This is a genomic window from Bradyrhizobium daqingense, assembly GCF_021044685.1.
GTDB classification, from domain to species: domain Bacteria; phylum Pseudomonadota; class Alphaproteobacteria; order Rhizobiales; family Xanthobacteraceae; genus Bradyrhizobium; species Bradyrhizobium daqingense.
Map to the genome: position 1 here is coordinate 4,397,707 of NZ_CP088014.1, position 15,439 is coordinate 4,413,145.

Sequence of the window (15,439 nt, forward strand, 5' to 3'; positions counted from 1 at the left end):
CGATGATGCAGGGCCAACCATTGAAATCACCACTCGACGGCGTCCGTGTGCTGGATTTCTCCATCATGCTGGCGGGCCCTTATTGCGCCCGTCTGCTGGCGGATGTCGGCGCCGAAGTGATCAAGATCGAGCCGCCGGAAGGCGAGGAGATGCGTCTGCGCGCGCCCCTTCGCGATGGCCAAAGCGCCTATTTCGGTCAGCTCAATGCCGGCAAGAAAAGCATCACGCTGGACCTCAAATCGTCCGAGGCGATCAAGCTCGTGCATAGCATGGTCGAAAGCACGGATATTCTGGTTGAGAATTTCCGGCCCGGTGTCATGGAGCGCCTGGGTCTCGGGTATGAGGCGCTTCGCAAGATCAATCCCCGTTTGATCTATTGCTCGATATCCGGCTACGGACAGACCGGTCCGCAGTCGGAACGCCCGGCCTATGCAATGATCGTCCATGCCGAGAGCGGTTTCGACCGCGCGCTGATGCGATACGCCGGCGATCGCGACCGGCCGGCGGCGGGAGCCGTGTTCGTTGCCGATGTTCTCGGGGGCGTCTTCGGCTTCTCGGCGATTCAAACGGCGATGGTGCAACGGGAGCGCACGGGAGCAGGGCAGCACGTCGATGTCGTTCTGATGGATTGCATGCTGAATCTCCTGGTGTATGAGCTGCAAGAGGCGCAGTTCTCGGCGCCGGCGGCACGCCCGACCTACGGTCCAGTGCGCGCCAAGGACGGCGACGTTTTGATCGCGCCGGTGTCGGCGCGCAATTTTGCGGCGCTTCGCGACCTGACGGGCCTATCGGAGCTTTCGTCCGACCCTCGTTTCGGCTCGGTGGCGGCGCGTGGCGCGAACTGGAGCGCCATGATGCAGGTCGTCGAGCGGTGGACGATGCAACACACGGTGGATGAGTGCCTGGCAGCGCTCGATCGCGCTGGCATTCCGAGCGCCCGCTTTCGCGATCCCGCGGAAACGCTGGATGACCCACATTTGTCCGCCCGCGACGTATTCGCGCCGATCGCCGACCTCGCAGGCGAGTTCAAGGGTGTCAACGCGCCGTGGCGGATGTCGGGCGCGCGGACCGGAATCGGCCATGACATCCCCGCCATCGGCGAGCATCGGGATGAGATTCTCGCGCGCGTGCTCGGCCTGTCCGAAGATGACGTTGGAAAGGCGGCTGCCGCCGGCGCATTTGGAAAGGGTGGGACGTCCCCGTGAGCTGATGCTGTTAGCCGCGAATTTTTCTACCGCAAGATAATCAAAAAACAGCGTGGGAGGATCGACGTGAAGGCGCTACGTGTTCTGGCTTTCATATTCGGGGCGGCGATCCTCGTCGCGCCCGCCGCAGCGGACAATTATCCATCGCGTCCGATCCGGCTCATCGTGCCATATCCCGCCGGCGGTTCGACCGACATCATGGCGCGTGCGCTGCAGGAGCCGATGACGAAAATCCTCGGCCAGCCGATTGTCATCGACAATCGCGGCGGTGCGGCCGGCACGACCGGTTCCAACGAAGCGGCCCGATCGGATGCGGACGGTTACACGCTTCTGTTTGCCAACAATGGGCCGATTTCGATCGCACCGTTGCTGCAGAAGGGCATCGATTTCGATCCGCTGAAGAGCTTTGCGCCAGTGTCGCTGGTCTCCACGGCGCCGCTGGTTCTGGTGGCAAGCGACAAGGTGCCCGTGAACGACGTCGCCGGGCTGCTTGCCTATGCCAAGGCGCAGAGCAAGCCGATGCTGTATGCCTCCGCTGGACCAGGCTCGCTTGGGCATCTGAGCACCGAGCGCTTCCTCAATCAGGCAGGCCTGCAGATGGTCCACGTCCCATACCGGGGCCAGGCGCCGACAACGCTCGCGATCTTTTCCGGCGAGGTCGACATTCTGCTCACCACCACTTCCGATACGCTGAACGAGCACATCCGCTCCGGCAAGGTAAAGCTGCTCGGGGTTTCCTCGTCCGGTCCTTCGCCAGTTGCTCCCGGTGCGGCATCCATCGGCAGTGCCTTGAAGGGCTATTCGGTCGAAACGTGGTTCGGCATTCTCGCGCCTGCCGGCACTCCGCCGGACGTCGTAGCCAAGCTCAACGCCGCACTTGGCACGGTGCTGGCGATGCCGCAAATACGGGATCGCTTTCTCTCCTATGGCGTGGAGGCCAAGGCCAGCACGCCTGCCGAGCTGTACGCCCTGATCGCCGCAGAAATCCCGTCCTGGCGCAAGCTGATCGAGGAACGCAACGTCAAGACCGAATAGCGGAGACGATGCTAGTCGAGCGTGATGTTGGCCTCCTTCACCACCTTCGCCCACTTGTCGATATCGGTGCGGATAGTGGCCGCGAAAGCTTCCGACGTTGAGCTCTTCGGTTCGACGCCGAGCTTTTTGAGAGCCTCCTGAACGGACGGCGTCGCGACCGCGCGCGTAACTGCGTCGTTCAGCCTGGCCACGATCTCGGGCGGGACGCCGGCAGGCGCGAGGATGCCAAACCACACCACCACCTGAAATCCGGGAAGCGCCTCGTGGATGGTCGGCATGTCCGGAAACAACGGCGAGCGCTCTGCCGTGCTGATGCCGAGCGATTTGAGCATGCCGGCCTGGACCTGACCCATGCCTTCGAGCGGTGTGATGAAGTAGACCGAAACTTGGCCCGCCAGCGTATCGTTCGTTGCCGGTGCGCCCCCACGATACGGAACATGCCGCATTTCAATGCCGGCCTGACGGCGAAACAGCTCCGCCGTGACATGGGAGGCCGATCCTTGCCCGACCGACGCATAGGTGAGGGTGTTGGGATCCTTCTTGCCACGCGCGATGAGGTCGGTGACGCTGCTGATCCCGGTCGACGGCGCCGTCACCAGCAGGAACGGCACGTCGACGACCTTCGAGATCGGAATGAAATCGCGGATCGGGTCGTAAGCGAGCTTCTTGTAAAGGCTCGCGTTCAGCGCGTTCGGTCCGAGATTGCCGAATACGATCGTGTATCCGTCCGGTGTTGCCCGAGCCGCTTCTGTCGTGCCGATGATGCCTCCGGCACCCGACTTGTTGTCAATGATGACCGGCTTGCCGAGGATTTCCGTGAGGGGTTGCAGGATCGCCCGCGCGAGAATGTCGGTGGAGCCGCCTGCCGGATAGGGCACGATCATCCGGATCGCACGCTCCGGATACCCCTCGGCCAGACAAGGGGCCGCGAACAGGAACGACAGCAGCAGAACCAGCACGCGCATCGGCGCCTCCCCTCGACGGACGCTCTATGGCGTCTCGAAATGTATTTAGTACGTATACGTACCGTATCGGCCGAGGGATTTCAACCGCCATGTCCGGGCAAACGGCGGCCTGGCCGCAGTTGCGGGACTCAGGCGCCGGGTTCGGGAGGGGGAGACTTCGCGATCGCCAGCATGCAGCGCAGGAAATGCGCGCGGTCGTCCTGGCTCAAGGGAGCAAGCATGAGATCCTGCAGCCGGGCCGCGGCCGGAACCACGGCCATCAGGGCGCTCGTACCCTTGGCCGTGATCTGGACCTGGATGGAACGACGGTCGCCGGGATGGCTCTTCTTGGAGATCAGCCTGCGTGCGGTCATCCGCTTCAGCATTTCGCTCAGCGTGTTCCGGTCGCAACTGATGCGTTCCGCCAGTGCCGATGCAGTCATTGGCCCCTCCTGCAGCAGCGCCATCAGCACGCCGAACTGGCGGGGCGTGATGTCAGTTTGCTGCGTTACGCTCTGGTAGAGGCCATCATATTTGGCTTCGAGCAGGCGCAGCAGAAATCCGATGCCGTTTTCCAGTCTCCACTGATGTGCCAGCGCGGCAACCGGATCTCCGGCTTCATCCTTTTTGACCGACATGGCGCTTCATTCCCCAGTTGCTCCATTGCAACAAGCCGTTAGCAGCTTGGCCGTGGCCTCTCAACCGCCGCCGAAACGGGTGTTGCCCGGCGGCATCCGGATGGTTGCCAGGGCCCGCGGCCATATGATACGTATACGTATTAAATGGCGGCTCGGACAAGAAGGCCCCAAGGGAGGCCTGCGTTGGATCTGCGCGCTCTGTTGTCGATTCCGTATCTGCTTGAGGCGGAAGCCGTCGAGACCGAGCCTGGAAAATGGCTCGTTCGCCTCGCTTATCCGGAGCTTCCCGGCTGCACTGCGGAAGGGGGCGTCGTTGAAGACGTGCTGAAGGATCTGGAGCGTCAGCGGATCGAAATGATCGTCAGGCTGGTCGAGGCCGGAAGGCTGCCGCCGATTCCCCGACAGCCGCTTGCTTCATCCGACCCGTTATGGACTGCGCGCGATCTCGGTTTGTCTGATCGGGTCACAGCCTTGCTGGACGCGAGAACGACCCAACATCGAACCTGACAAAAGCGATCGAGGAGAAAATCATGCTCTCGCACGAGGACAACGAGCGGCTGGTAAGAGTCGGCAAGGGCACTCCGCTGGGGGAATTGTTCCGGCTCTACTGGATTCCGTTTCTGCCATCCGCCGATCTGGCGCGCGATGGGCAGCCGAAGCGTATCCGACTGCTTGGCGAGGATTTGGTGGCCTTCCGCGACACCGAGGGCCGCGTTGGTCTGGTCGATCAGGCCTGTCCGCACCGGGGCGCGCCCATGGTTTTCGCTCGTAATGAGGATTGCGGCCTGCGCTGCGTCTATCACGGCTGGAAGTTCGACGTCACGGGCAAGGTGATGGACATGCCGGCCGAACCGGTCCGCAGCCGGCTCAAGGAGCGGGTGCATATCAAGGCCTATGCCTGCCGTGAGCGCAACGGAATGATCTGGGCCTATCTGGGGCCGGATCAGGCCGGGCCTCCGCCGCTGCCGAATGTCGAGTGGAATCTTGTCCCCGAGGAGCAGGTTCACATCTCGGTGCGGGTTCAGGAGTGCAACTGGCTGCAGGCCGTCGAAGGCGAGATCGATTCCGCGCACGCGCCGCTGCTCCACGGCCGTCTCGACGCGCAGGGCACCACCAGCGCCTGGATCCAGAAGCGCGACCTCCGCCCGACCTTCGAATGCGTCAAGCAGGACTTCGGCATGAGCATTGCGGCGCGCCGGAACTACGACGCCAATACACTCTACTGGCGCGTCAATCAGTTCATGCTGCCGTTCTACACGCTCGTTCCGCCGCTCTCGCCGTTTCCCGATCTGAGCGGCCATGCATGGGTGCCGATCGACGACCAGAATACGCTCTGCATCATGTTCTCCTATCATCCCTCGCAGCCGTTGTTGGCCAAGACGCTCGAGGTTTTCGCAGAAGGGCACAAGGGCCGGGAGAGCGGCCATGCCAGCCGTCACGCCCTGGTCAAGCAGCCGGTGACGGTGCCGTACGCGGACTATTGGACGAAGTACAATCCACAGAACGGGTATCAGTTCGACTACGAAGCACAGCGGACGACATGGTTCTCGGGTCTTCCCGGTCTTTGGGTCCAGGACGGGGCGTGCCAGAGCGGGGTATCACCAATCGCCGACCGTACCAAAGAGAACTTGTGCTCAAGCGATACCGGTATTGCTATGACCCGACGGTTCATCCTGGAAGCGCTGGGCGCCTATCGCGACCACGGCACCAGGCCGAGGGGTGTCACCGATCCGGACGTATTCATGGTCCGCGCGGTGTCCTTGCGGCTGCCGCCAGAAGACTCCTGGATCGATTCCGGCGCGCCTTTCATGAGGGCGAAGCTCGGCGCGGATTTCGGCTACGAGCTTTGAGCGCTTCGACATGGCCGGCGATCTGCAGGAACTGCGAGTGAAGCGCATCAGCTATGAAGCCGAGAGCATCAATTCCTATGAGTTGGTGCTTCCGGCAGGAGGTGAGCTCGCACCTTTCACCGCCGGCAGTCACATCGATCTGCACCTGAAGAACGGCATGATCCGCAGCTATTCGCTCGTTAACGATCAGAGTGAACGGCATCGCTACGTCATTGCCGTCAACAAGGATGCTGCCGGGCGCGGCGGCTCGAGCTTCGTCCACGACAGCTTCAAGGCCGGCGATATCGTTTCGGTCTCCATGCCGCGGAACAATTTTTCCCTGCGTGAGGATGCGGAATCTTCGCTGCTGATCGCGGGCGGCGTCGGCATCACGCCGCTGGTGTCGATGATCCGGCGCCTGCAGGAACTGCGCCGCCCGTGGAAACTGTTCTATGCGACACGGGCGCGGCGCGCGGCGGCATTTCTTGGCGAGCTGAGCGCCGTCGGGTCGGACGCGCAGGTCCATCTCCACTTCGACGATGAACATGGCGGGCGGCCGCTCAACCTTGCCGCCACCGTCGGAGACGCGCCAGCGAGCGCGCATCTCTATTGCTGCGGTCCGGTGCCGATGCTGGAAGCCTTCGAGAATGCCACTGCGGGTCGTCCGGCGGGGCAGATTCACGTCGAGTATTTCCAGGCCAAACAAGCGCCCGCCGCCGAGGGCGGATTTGAGGTCAGACTAGCGCGCAGCAATCGTACGATCGCGGTCGAGCCGGGCAAGACCATTCTGAATGCGGTTCTCGATGCCGGCATCATGGCGAATTACTCCTGTTCGGAAGGCGTTTGCGGGACCTGCGAGACGCGGGTGATCGAGGGAATCCCCGATCATCGCGACCTGTTCCTGAGTCCGGAAGAGCAGGCAGCGAACAAGACTATCATGATCTGTTGCTCAGGATCGAAGTCCGGCACGCTCGTGCTCGATCTTTGACCGGATTATCTCGGAACCAAGCCATATGGGTGGAAAGATGCTGGATGGGATCGAAGCGGAGTTTCCGGAGCACACGCCCCGCACAACTGATGCACCGAAGGCGCTTGCCGGGATCAGGGTCGTGGACTTCTCGCATTTCATTGCAGGGCCGTTCGCGACGATGATCCTGGCCGACATGGGCGCCGAGGTGATCAAGGTCGAGGCGCCTGTGCGTGGCGACGATCTGCGGCGCTATCCGCCAGTCGATGCCAGGCTGAGCTATGGTGCGCCGTTCCTGTGGACCAATCGCAACAAGCGAAGCGTGGCGATCGATCTGAAATCGCCGGAGGGCGTCGAGGTCGCACGGGACCTGATCCGCACGGCGGATGTCGTAGTCGAGAATTTTTCCACTGGGGTCATGGAGCGCTTCGGGCTTGGTTACGAGAGTTGTCGTCAGATCGCGCCATCGATCATCTATTGCTCGGTCTCTGCCTACGGCAGAGAGGGACCTTTCTCGGACCGGCTCGGCTTCGATCCCATCGCCCAGGTCGAGAGCGGGTTTGTATCCATGAACGGCTACGCAGACCGTGAAGGCGTGCGCGCACTATCGCCGGTCATGGACATCAGCACGGCGATGATGGCCAGCAATGCCGTTCTCGGCGCACTTGTGGCACGCGAACGCAGCGGCACGGGTCAGGCCATTGAGGTGTCGCTGTTCGACACTGCCGTTCTGATGACCGGCTATGCGTCGATGCAGCAGTTGTTCACCGGCACGGATCCGCAGCGCCACGGCAACACCAGTCCCGACACCTGCCCCTCGGGAGTCTTTCAGGCTACCGATTCCACATTCTACATCAACTGCGGCAACGACAAGATTTTTCAGCGCCTGATGTCGCAGGTGATCGATCGCCCCGATCTTGCGTCGTCCGATCTCTATGCGACCGGACCTAACCGCATACGGCGCCGCGAAGAACTGTTTGCAATCCTCGGCGAAGCGTTCGCGCAGCATCCTTGGTCGTACTGGCAGTCGCGGATGCGCGCCGCGGGCGTGCCTTGCGGCAAGGTCCGGACCGTCGGCGAGGCCATCCGCTCTCCGGAAGCGCGGGAGCGAGGCATCGTCACGCGAATTCCGCATGATGAGGTGGGGTGGGTACCGAACGTCAGCCTGCCGATCCGCTATTCGCAAACGCCGGTCGTCGACCCCGCGGTCGCTCCCGCCGTCGGCCAGCATACCGGGCAGGTGCTCCGCGATCTGCTTGGCTACGATGAAACTCGCCTCGCGCGGCTGGCCGAGGCTGGCGCTTTTGGTGCCGACGCGCCCCCGCCGGCGGTCAAGGAATGATGGCGCGGGCATCAGGCGAACGCACGCTGCGGGGTCGTGTTGCCGTGGTCGGCATCGGCGAGACGGATTACTATCGCCACGGCGAATCGTCCGACCCCGAATTCAAGCTGGCGCTCAAGGCGATCCTGGCTGCCTGCAGCGACGCCGGGCTCGACCCGCGCGAGATCGACGGGTTCTCGTCCTACAGCGACGACCGCAGCGATGCGGGGCGCCTCGCGGCAGCGCTGGGGACACGCCGGCTGAGCACGACCACGATGCAATGGGGCGGGGGAGGCGGCGGCTGCTGCGCGGCGGTGGCCAACGCCGCGGCTTCGATCGTTGCTGGCCTTGCGGATTGCGTCGTGGTGTTCCGCTCGCTGGCGCAAGGACAGTACGGACGCTTTGGACAGACCGGCGGTATCGGCACCGTCTCCGGCGAGAGGGCGTATCTGATGCCCTATGGCGTGCTAGCGCCGCCGCAGCGCTTTGCCATGCGCGTGCGGCGCTACATGCATGAGCATGGCGTGCGGCAGGAAGCCATGCAGGCGATAGCGCTGGCCTCGTATCATCATGCGCAGTCGAACCCCCGCGCGGTGATGTTCGGCAAGCCGCTCGATCCCGAAAAGTACAACGCCTCGCGCTGGATTGCCGAGCCGTTTCATCTTTTCGATTGCTGCATGGAGAATGACGGCGCCGCGGCGATCATCCTCGTGCCAGAGGAGCGCGCCGGGGATTTCCGCAACAAGCCCGCCTACATTCTCGGGGCGGCCACTGGTGCCGGATATCGCAGCGGAGCGATACCGCATAATTCGCCTCAATATGCCAGCGCTAGTTTCGAAACGCTTGCGCCCGCGCTTTACCGCATGGCTGGGATCAGGCCCGCCGACGTCGACGTCGTTCAAAGTTATGAAAACTTTACCGGCGGCGTGGTGATGGCGTTGGCCGAGCATGGCTTCTTCAAGCCAGAGGAGGCGAACGATTTTCTTGTGGTCGACAATCTGATAGCGCCCTCCGGGCGGCTTCCGCTGAATACCAGCGGCGGGAATCTCGCCGAATGCTACATGCACGGCTTCGAGCTGGTGATCGAGGCGGTGCGCCAGATCCGCGGCCGGTCGGTCAACCAGGTCAAGTGCAACGACGTGGCGATGGTGATCGGCGGGCCGATGGTGACACCGGCCAGCAACCTTCTGCTCGGCTCCGGAGCAACGCTATGAGCGGCAGTCCGCGAGCGGCCTATCTTCCCGATGGGCTGCCGATACCGGTCCCCGAAAACGATGGATTGTCGGCACCGTATTGGGCGGGGTTGCAACAAAACCGCCTCTTGGTGCAGCGCTGCCCGCACTGCACGACGTGGCAATTCGGGCCGGAATGGCTTTGCCACCACTGCCATTCGTTCGACGTCGAATGGACCGAGATCGAGCCGCGCGGCCGCATCTTCAGTTGGGAGCGCGTCTGGAGTCCTTCCCATGACGCATTGCGTGGGCGTGGACCTTACCTCGCTGTCCTGGTGGAACTGCCGCATGCCGGACATGTGCGCATGGTGGGAAATCTCCTCGGCGATCCCCTGCAAACCGTCATCATCGGTACTGATGTCCAGGGCGTATTCGAGCATCACCATGACTCCGTGCCGCGATATTCATTGCTGCATTGGACAAACCACCGGATGAAGGCGGTGAGGTGAGGCCGACCGACGTCAGGCCGGCGCGCGAGAGCGACGGCGGGCGTCGTCGCGCAGTCTGGGCTTCTCCGTATTCAGCAGGTGCTCGTTCAGTTTGGTCAGGTAACTGCGCATCGTCTCACAAGCGCCCTTGGCACCTTGGCCTTGATCTGTTCGATCAGCCGCAGGCGAGAGGCGATCACCGGGTCATGGGCGTGCGGTCCGGCGATCAGGACAAAGCGGCGGATCACGGATGCCATGGCTTCCAGAATTGCCGACATCACCTGGTTGCCGGTCGAGTTTCCCAGCAAGGTGCTGAACTCGACGGCCTTCAACGTCCGTTCCTCGTAGCGGCCCTGCCTCGTCAACTCGATGGTCCCGGCCACATTCCTGCTCAGCCGTTCGATGTCCGCGGACTTGGCGCGCTCGCATGCGGCTCGTGCCACGGCGTCCATCACCATAAGCCTCGCCTCGAGTAACGTCGCGAGCGACACGAAGTCGAGCATGCCACGGAACGTACGGGTGACCTGCCCGGCGCCGCTGCGGGTGATGAAGGCGCCACCCCGGCTTCCCTTTCGCATCTCGACGATGCCGGCAATCTCGAGGCTGCGGATGGCTTCGCGCAACGCGGTGCGGCTGACATCGAGCATCTCGGACAGTTCGCGCTCGGACGGCAGCCGGTCGCCGGCTTTCAGTTCGCCGCGCTTGGCGCGGATCGCATCGCAGATCTCCTCGAAGATCCGGCGCGTCTATGGGACCTGCGGTGTCGTAGCGCTCACTCCAAAGCTGCCACCATCATTTGTAGTCCAGGGTTTCCCGCCGGTGTGACGCAGGTGGACGCGAAGAGACGGGGTCACCGAGCAGTTCCGAGAGCAGGCTCGTCAAGGCTGCAGCATCTGATGCGCCCAGCCTGTCCAGGATATCCCGTTGCATGGACGACATCAGAGGACCGATGCCGTCGAAATGCGCTGCTCCTCTGCGCGAGAGGAAGATCAGGACCCTGCGTCGGTCGTTCGGATCCGGGCCGCGATAGACCTCGGCCGATTCGACCATCCTGTCGATAATCTTCGTAAGTGTCGGACCATCAACAAACAGGCGGATGGCCAGGTCGCCCATCGGCAGTCCGTTCCGTTCCGTCAGCGCCTCCAACACACGATATTGATGAAGGGACATGCCCCTTGGCTTGAGCTCCGCCTCGAGCGTCTGCTCGAGGCGGCGGTTCACGCCTCGGATGAGGTCGGGCAGGTGCACGGTATTGACGCTCCGCGAAATTATTTGATATTTCAACATTTGCCTTGGAATATAAAATGGAGCAAGGGAAAAACGAGCTCGTTCCGGATTGCCCAATGAAGGGGCTGATATGGCGACCGGCGCCAGAAAAAACGGCAGCCTGCTGGCCAGACTGGGCGCTTTTCGCTGCAAACGCGCCTTACCAGGACCGGGATCGCCGTTGGCACGATTCGTGAGTGGTGTGTCTGAAAGTGCGGAGACACCACTGTTGCGTAGCATTCGAATATGCCTACTCATCCCGCAGAGTGGCGCAGCGGGACTCTGGGCCCCGTCAGCCGAGGCCTGCGGTCGGTTGGCTATCGACGAAATCAACCGGATTTCCGGCATTCTGCGTCGTCCGGTCGAATTGCGCATCGTGAACGCCGGAGAAACCGGCGCGAGCGCCGGCCGGGCCGCGCGTGATGCGATCGAAATTGACGGCGCCCACGGTATCGTCGGGATGTTACCCAGTTTTGCGCGCGATTTCGTGGCTCGTGCAGCCCGCGGCCGCATTCCGTTCATATACACCCCGCAGTTCGAGGGTCGCTCGACGTCGGACGTCATGGCGACTGGCGAAACCGCCGAAGAGTTGCTGGTTCCGGCGATTCAATGGCTATCCGAATCAAGGCGGGCGCGGCGCTATTTCCTCTGCGGGAATGACTACATATGGCCGCGCTCATCTCTTCAGATCGCGCGTGCATTGATCGCCCGCTTTGGCGGAACCGTGACTGGCGAGTGCTATCTACCAGTCGGCAAGCATGATTTCGACGAGATGCTGGACCGGATCAAAGTCACGCGTTCGGACGTCGTTCTTCCCTATTTCCTCGGGCTCGACTGCATCGCCTTTAACCGGGCCTTCTGCGCGGCAGGATTGAGTTCGCGCGTGCTGCGCTTTTCCTCGGCGATCGACGAGACCGTCGCGTATGGACTCGATGTCAACGAGACCGAAAATCTCTACGCCGCGTCGAGCTATTATGCGTCGATCCGCTCGCGCAACAATGGTGCATTCCTGGAGCGTTACCATACGGAGTTCGGCGATAGTCCGCCGCCTGTGAACGCTTTTGGTCAATCCTGCTACGAGGGCATCTACTCGCTCGCGGCCCTGATCGAGGAAGCCGCCAGCCTGGATGCGCGCAAGCTGACGCGCCTTTATGGCCGAACGTTCCAGCAGCGCACCGCGCGAGGTGATCAAGCGCAATCCGTGGTCGGGGGCCGACACCCCATCTATCTCGCCGAGATCGACGGGTACGACTTCTCGATCATCGCGCGTCGATAAATCGCTTGCTTTTTCAAATATTGTATTCTTAATATTTTCCATATCAATAAACCATGGGGGCCTCTATGCCTTTCTCCCGTCGCCGCTTCCTGCGGCACTCGGCTCTAGCCACGACGACATTGATCGCGGCGCCGACCGTGTTTCGCTCCGGTGCGTTCGGCGCCGAAAACCCGATCATCGTCGGCAGCCTGCACGACCAGTCTGGTCCGATCGCGGCCTCGGGCACGCCAATGGTCTACGCGCTGCAGCTTGCCGTTAATGAGATCAACGCTGGCGGCGGATTGCTCGGCCGGCCGTTGAAGGTGATCCACTACGACACCCAGTCGAACATCCAGATGTATTCGCAGTTCGCCCAGCAGCTTGCGGTCAAGGACAAGGTCGACGTCGTTCACGGCGGCATCACCTCGGCCTCGCGCGAGGCGGTGCGTCCGACCTTCGATCGTTTCAAGGTGTTGTACTTCTACAACGTGCTCTACGAAGGCGGCGTTTGCGATCGCAATACCTTCTGCACCGGCACCACGCCCGCGCAGACCGTGGAGAAGCTGGTGCCGAGCGCGATGAAGAAGGCCGGCAAGAAGGCCTATATCATCGCGGCCGACTACAATTACGGCCAGATCACCGCGAAGTGGATGACGAAGTACGTCAAGGACAATGGCGGCGAAGTGCTGTCGACCGACTTCTTCCCGCTCGACGTCACCAATTTCGGCACGACCATCTCGAAGATCCAGGCGGCGAAGCCCGACCTCATCCTGTCGGCGCTGGTCGGCGGCAATCATACCGCCTTCTACCGGCAATGGACCTCGGCCGGCATGAAGGGGAAGATTCCGATTGCGTCGACCACTTTCGGTCTCGTCAACGAGCCGACCACGCTCGATGCAGCGGAGAGCGATTCCATTCTCGGCTCCTACGGCTACTTCGAGGAACTCACCACGCCTGCCTCGAAGAGCTTCGTCGAAAAGATCAAGAAGGCCCATCCCGACTCGCCCTATGTCAGCGAGTTGGCTGCCTGCACTTATGAGGGCGTCATGCTTTGGGCCGCCGGGGTGAATAAGGCCGCCAGCATCGACCGCATGAAGGTGATCGCGGCGCTGGAGGATTCAGTCGCGTTCGACGGGCCGAGTGGCAAGGTTTCGCTCGATAAGGCGACGCATCACACGACTCGCAACGCGTTCCTTGCGGAAGTGAAGGACCGCAAATGGTCGGTGCTGGAGAGCTATTCCGACGTCAAGCCGGCCGATACGGCTAGTGTGTGCGATCTCGTCAAGAATCCGAACGATACCAAGCAGTACATTATCAATCTTTGACGTGGACCGGGCTCCGCCCACGGGCGGGGCCCACTGCATCGACGGCCTGAAAGAATCGGCAGAATGGCGATCTACCTAATCGTCGCGCTCGACGTCCTAAACGGAATAGCATCGCTGTTTCTGTTGTGCCTCGGACTTGCGATCATCTTCGGCATGATGAAGATCATCAACCTCGCCCATGGCGAGTTCATCATGCTCGGCGCCTACGCGACCGTCATATCGGCCAATGCCGGCGTTAACATCTGGATCGCGATGCTGGTCGTCGCGCCGCTTTTCGTCGGCATCTTGGGGCTGGTCATCGAACGGTGTCTCATCCGCTTTCTCTACGGACGTCTCGTGGATTCGATGCTGGCGACCTGGGGGTTGAGCCTCCTGATCATCGGCATCATCACGACGATCTACGGCAATACTCAACAAGGCGTCCCGACGCCACTTGGCGGCTTCTCGATCGGCTCCTATCAGTCGAGCTACTACACGCTGTTCCTGGCCAGCATGGCCATCGTGATGATGGCGCTGGTCTACGGCGTTATGAGCTACACTCGCCTCGGCCTGATCGCTCGCGCCACGATGCAGAACCCGGCGATGGCTGCCACGCTCGGCGTCAATCCAGCGCGCGTCTATATGAGCACATTCACGGTGGGTGCCGCGATCACCGGTCTCGCAGGCGGCCTGTTGGCGCCGGTTTCCGGCATCACACCCGGGATGGGCGGTGCCTATGTCGCGAAGGCCTTCATGACTGTCGTCGGCGGAGGCGCGGCCATTCTGTCGGGCACGATGTCGGCCGCGAGCCTGTTCGGCGCTGTCAATCAGATCGGCGCTTATTTCACGACACCGGTCTATGGCGAGGTTCTCGTGTTCACGGCGGCGATCGTCCTGATCCGTCTGTTACCGCAGGGCATCTCCGGCCGCTTCTTCAAGGGGAATCTGTAATGCCGATCCGCTTTCGCCTCGCGGCCCAGGCGGTTGCCGTCGCTCTCGCGATTGTTGCGATCGCGCTGATTCCCAGCACGATCGAGCTGTTCGCGATGATGCAGTTGACGCTGTTTGCAGCAATGGCGGTGCTGGCGCTCAGCCTTGCCTTCATCTGGGGTTTTGGCGGCATCCTGTCGTTCGGCCAGACGGCCTTCTTCGGCCTCGGCGGTTATGCCTATGCGATCGCCGCGGTCAACTTCCAGGATTCGACGCCGTCGATCCTGCTCGCCATCATCGTTCCGTCGGTGTTCGCTGCGATCCTCGGCTATTTCATCTTCTTCGGCCGCATCTCCGACGTCTATCTCGGCGTAATCACGCTGACCGTGACCCTGATCCTGTTCAACTGCGTCAACTCAACCTCCGGCGACGAGTACAGGATCGGCAAGGCACTGCTCGGCGGCTTTAACGGCATGCCGGGGGTGCCCACGTTCAACGTGCCGTTCTACCCGGACCAAGTGCTGACGCCGGAACAATCCTGGTGGGTGACGGGCGGGGCGTTGCTCGCGGTCTTCCTGCTGCTGCGCCTTCTGCTGTCTCTCCCGGCCGGCCGCATCATCGTGGCCGTGCGCGAGAACGAGGTCCGCGCCTCCTTGCTCGGCTATGACCCGCGCAAGGTCAAGCTGCTCACCTTCATTCTGAGCGGTGCGATCGCAGGACTCGCCGGCGCGCTCTACGTCAACTGGGGCGCATTTGTCGGGCCGACCATCTTCAGCCTGTCGCTGTCGGCCGAGATCATTATCTGGATCACGGTGGGCGGACTTGGAACCTTACTCGGACCCATCGTCGGATGCGTTCTGATCGAGTACATTGTCGCTTACATCGGTTCGCAACAGGCCTTGAATTCCAACCTCGTGCTCGGGGCCGTGCTCGTCGTATTCGTGCTGCTGCTGCCCAAAGGATTGGTGCCGACGGCGCGCGATCTTCTGATGCGGCTCGTGCCGGCGCCGAAACCGAAGGCACGGCTTGCAGAAGGGCATGTGCCACCATCTGCGGCGGCATCGCACATGGCGGGAGCGGAATAA

Annotated in this window: 16 protein-coding genes; 12 read left to right on the plus strand and 4 right to left on the minus strand. The window is 62.2% G+C overall.

Annotated elements, in window-relative coordinates; translation table 11 throughout:
* The first annotated feature begins 5 nt into the window (after positions 1 to 5).
* Together LPJ38_RS20635 and LPJ38_RS20640 are read left to right on the plus strand one after the other, a co-directional pair.
* Complete coding sequence (locus LPJ38_RS20635) at positions 6 to 1,205, plus strand: CaiB/BaiF CoA transferase family protein (protein ID WP_145640873.1); 1,200 nt, start codon at positions 6 to 8, stop codon at positions 1,203 to 1,205.
* Between the two features lie 66 nt (positions 1,206 to 1,271).
* A complete protein-coding gene (locus LPJ38_RS20640; protein ID WP_145640870.1) occupies positions 1,272 to 2,240 on the plus strand; it encodes a Bug family tripartite tricarboxylate transporter substrate binding protein in 969 nt (322 codons plus the stop codon).
* Positions 2,241 to 2,251: 11 nt separating this feature from the next.
* Here the strand turns inward: LPJ38_RS20640 and LPJ38_RS20645 are convergent, their stop codons facing one another.
* Together LPJ38_RS20645 and LPJ38_RS20650 are read right to left on the minus strand one after the other, a co-directional pair.
* Complete coding sequence (locus LPJ38_RS20645) at positions 2,252 to 3,205, minus strand: Bug family tripartite tricarboxylate transporter substrate binding protein (RefSeq protein ID WP_145640868.1); 954 nt, start codon at positions 3,203 to 3,205, stop codon at positions 2,252 to 2,254.
* A 128-nt stretch (positions 3,206 to 3,333) separates the two neighbouring features.
* Positions 3,334 to 3,822: a MarR family winged helix-turn-helix transcriptional regulator gene (locus LPJ38_RS20650; protein WP_145640865.1), complete on the minus strand. Its 489-nt coding sequence runs from the start codon at positions 3,820 to 3,822 to the stop codon at positions 3,334 to 3,336.
* A gap of 183 nt (positions 3,823 to 4,005) precedes the next feature.
* On the opposite strand from LPJ38_RS20650, the gene LPJ38_RS20655 reads away from it, so the two are divergent.
* From LPJ38_RS20655 to LPJ38_RS20680, 6 genes are all read left to right on the plus strand, one after another.
* Positions 4,006 to 4,329, plus strand: coding sequence for a hypothetical protein (locus LPJ38_RS20655; RefSeq protein WP_145640863.1), 324 nt, complete (start codon positions 4,006 to 4,008; stop codon positions 4,327 to 4,329).
* A 23-nt stretch (positions 4,330 to 4,352) separates the two neighbouring features.
* Entirely contained in the window at positions 4,353 to 5,672 is a 1,320-nt protein-coding gene (locus LPJ38_RS20660) for a Rieske 2Fe-2S domain-containing protein (protein ID WP_145640860.1), read from the plus strand.
* A gap of 10 nt (positions 5,673 to 5,682) precedes the next feature.
* Positions 5,683 to 6,639 carry a PDR/VanB family oxidoreductase gene (locus LPJ38_RS20665; protein ID WP_145640858.1) on the plus strand — a complete coding sequence of 319 codons (957 nt, stop codon included), beginning with the start codon at positions 5,683 to 5,685 and terminating at the stop codon, positions 6,637 to 6,639.
* A gap of 160 nt (positions 6,640 to 6,799) precedes the next feature.
* Positions 6,800 to 7,960: a CaiB/BaiF CoA transferase family protein gene (locus tag LPJ38_RS20670; protein ID WP_347342007.1), complete on the plus strand. Its 1,161-nt coding sequence runs from the start codon at positions 6,800 to 6,802 to the stop codon at positions 7,958 to 7,960.
* Positions 7,957 to 9,153 carry a thiolase C-terminal domain-containing protein gene (locus LPJ38_RS20675; RefSeq protein ID WP_231088364.1) on the plus strand — a complete coding sequence of 399 codons (1,197 nt, stop codon included), beginning with the start codon at positions 7,957 to 7,959 and terminating at the stop codon, positions 9,151 to 9,153. The genes LPJ38_RS20670 and LPJ38_RS20675 overlap by 4 nt, the downstream gene beginning before the upstream one ends.
* Entirely contained in the window at positions 9,150 to 9,620 is a 471-nt protein-coding gene (locus LPJ38_RS20680; RefSeq protein ID WP_145640853.1) for a Zn-ribbon domain-containing OB-fold protein, read from the plus strand. Before LPJ38_RS20675 ends, LPJ38_RS20680 begins: the two co-directional genes overlap by 4 nt.
* Before the next feature lie 95 nt (positions 9,621 to 9,715).
* On the opposite strand, the gene LPJ38_RS20685 is transcribed toward LPJ38_RS20680, so the two are convergent.
* Together LPJ38_RS20685 and LPJ38_RS20690 are read right to left on the minus strand one after the other, a co-directional pair.
* Positions 9,716 to 10,336 carry a FadR/GntR family transcriptional regulator gene (locus LPJ38_RS20685; protein WP_347339042.1) on the minus strand — a complete coding sequence of 207 codons (621 nt, stop codon included), beginning with the start codon at positions 10,334 to 10,336 and terminating at the stop codon, positions 9,716 to 9,718.
* Positions 10,337 to 10,391: 55 nt separating this feature from the next.
* A complete protein-coding gene (locus tag LPJ38_RS20690; RefSeq protein ID WP_231088365.1) occupies positions 10,392 to 11,105 on the minus strand; it encodes a MarR family winged helix-turn-helix transcriptional regulator in 714 nt (237 codons plus the stop codon).
* On the opposite strand from LPJ38_RS20690, the gene LPJ38_RS20695 reads away from it, so the two are divergent.
* The 4 genes from LPJ38_RS20695 to LPJ38_RS20710 all read left to right on the plus strand — a co-directional run bounded on the left by LPJ38_RS20695 (position 11,095) and on the right by LPJ38_RS20710 (position 15,439).
* Entirely contained in the window at positions 11,095 to 12,141 is a 1,047-nt protein-coding gene (locus LPJ38_RS20695; protein WP_145640976.1) for a substrate-binding domain-containing protein, read from the plus strand. The two genes, LPJ38_RS20690 and LPJ38_RS20695, sit on opposite strands and share 11 nt — an antisense overlap.
* Before the next feature lie 65 nt (positions 12,142 to 12,206).
* The gene (locus tag LPJ38_RS20700; RefSeq protein WP_145640848.1) at positions 12,207 to 13,445 is read left to right on the plus strand and encodes an urea ABC transporter substrate-binding protein; all 1,239 of its coding nucleotides are present in this window, start codon (positions 12,207 to 12,209) and stop codon (positions 13,443 to 13,445) included.
* A 63-nt stretch (positions 13,446 to 13,508) separates the two neighbouring features.
* Positions 13,509 to 14,375: a branched-chain amino acid ABC transporter permease gene (locus LPJ38_RS20705; protein ID WP_145640846.1), complete on the plus strand. Its 867-nt coding sequence runs from the start codon at positions 13,509 to 13,511 to the stop codon at positions 14,373 to 14,375.
* A complete protein-coding gene (locus LPJ38_RS20710) occupies positions 14,375 to 15,439 on the plus strand; it encodes a branched-chain amino acid ABC transporter permease (RefSeq protein WP_145640844.1) in 1,065 nt (354 codons plus the stop codon). Before LPJ38_RS20705 ends, LPJ38_RS20710 begins: the two co-directional genes overlap by 1 nt.

Bases quoted from the DNA above. Each gene is read 5' to 3' on its own strand.
- LPJ38_RS20645 (WP_145640868.1), bottom strand. From the start codon at position 3,205: ATGCGCGTGCTGGTTCTGCTGCTGTCGTTCCTGTTCGCGGCCCCTTGT.
- LPJ38_RS20705 (WP_145640846.1), top strand. From the start codon at position 13,509: ATGGCGATCTACCTAATCGTCGCGCTCGACGTCCTAAACGGAATAGCA.
- LPJ38_RS20660 (WP_145640860.1), top strand. From the start codon at position 4,353: ATGCTCTCGCACGAGGACAACGAGCGGCTGGTAAGAGTCGGCAAGGGC.
- LPJ38_RS20710 (WP_145640844.1), top strand. From the start codon at position 14,375: ATGCCGATCCGCTTTCGCCTCGCGGCCCAGGCGGTTGCCGTCGCTCTC.
- LPJ38_RS20690 (WP_231088365.1), bottom strand. From the start codon at position 11,105: ATGCTACGCAACAGTGGTGTCTCCGCACTTTCAGACACACCACTCACG.
- LPJ38_RS20635 (WP_145640873.1), top strand. From the start codon at position 6: ATGCAGGGCCAACCATTGAAATCACCACTCGACGGCGTCCGTGTGCTG.
- LPJ38_RS20680 (WP_145640853.1), top strand. From the start codon at position 9,150: ATGAGCGGCAGTCCGCGAGCGGCCTATCTTCCCGATGGGCTGCCGATA.
- LPJ38_RS20700 (WP_145640848.1), top strand. From the start codon at position 12,207: ATGCCTTTCTCCCGTCGCCGCTTCCTGCGGCACTCGGCTCTAGCCACG.
- LPJ38_RS20675 (WP_231088364.1), top strand. From the start codon at position 7,957: ATGATGGCGCGGGCATCAGGCGAACGCACGCTGCGGGGTCGTGTTGCC.
- LPJ38_RS20670 (WP_347342007.1), top strand. From the start codon at position 6,800: ATGATCCTGGCCGACATGGGCGCCGAGGTGATCAAGGTCGAGGCGCCT.
- LPJ38_RS20665 (WP_145640858.1), top strand. From the start codon at position 5,683: ATGGCCGGCGATCTGCAGGAACTGCGAGTGAAGCGCATCAGCTATGAA.
- LPJ38_RS20650 (WP_145640865.1), bottom strand. From the start codon at position 3,822: ATGTCGGTCAAAAAGGATGAAGCCGGAGATCCGGTTGCCGCGCTGGCA.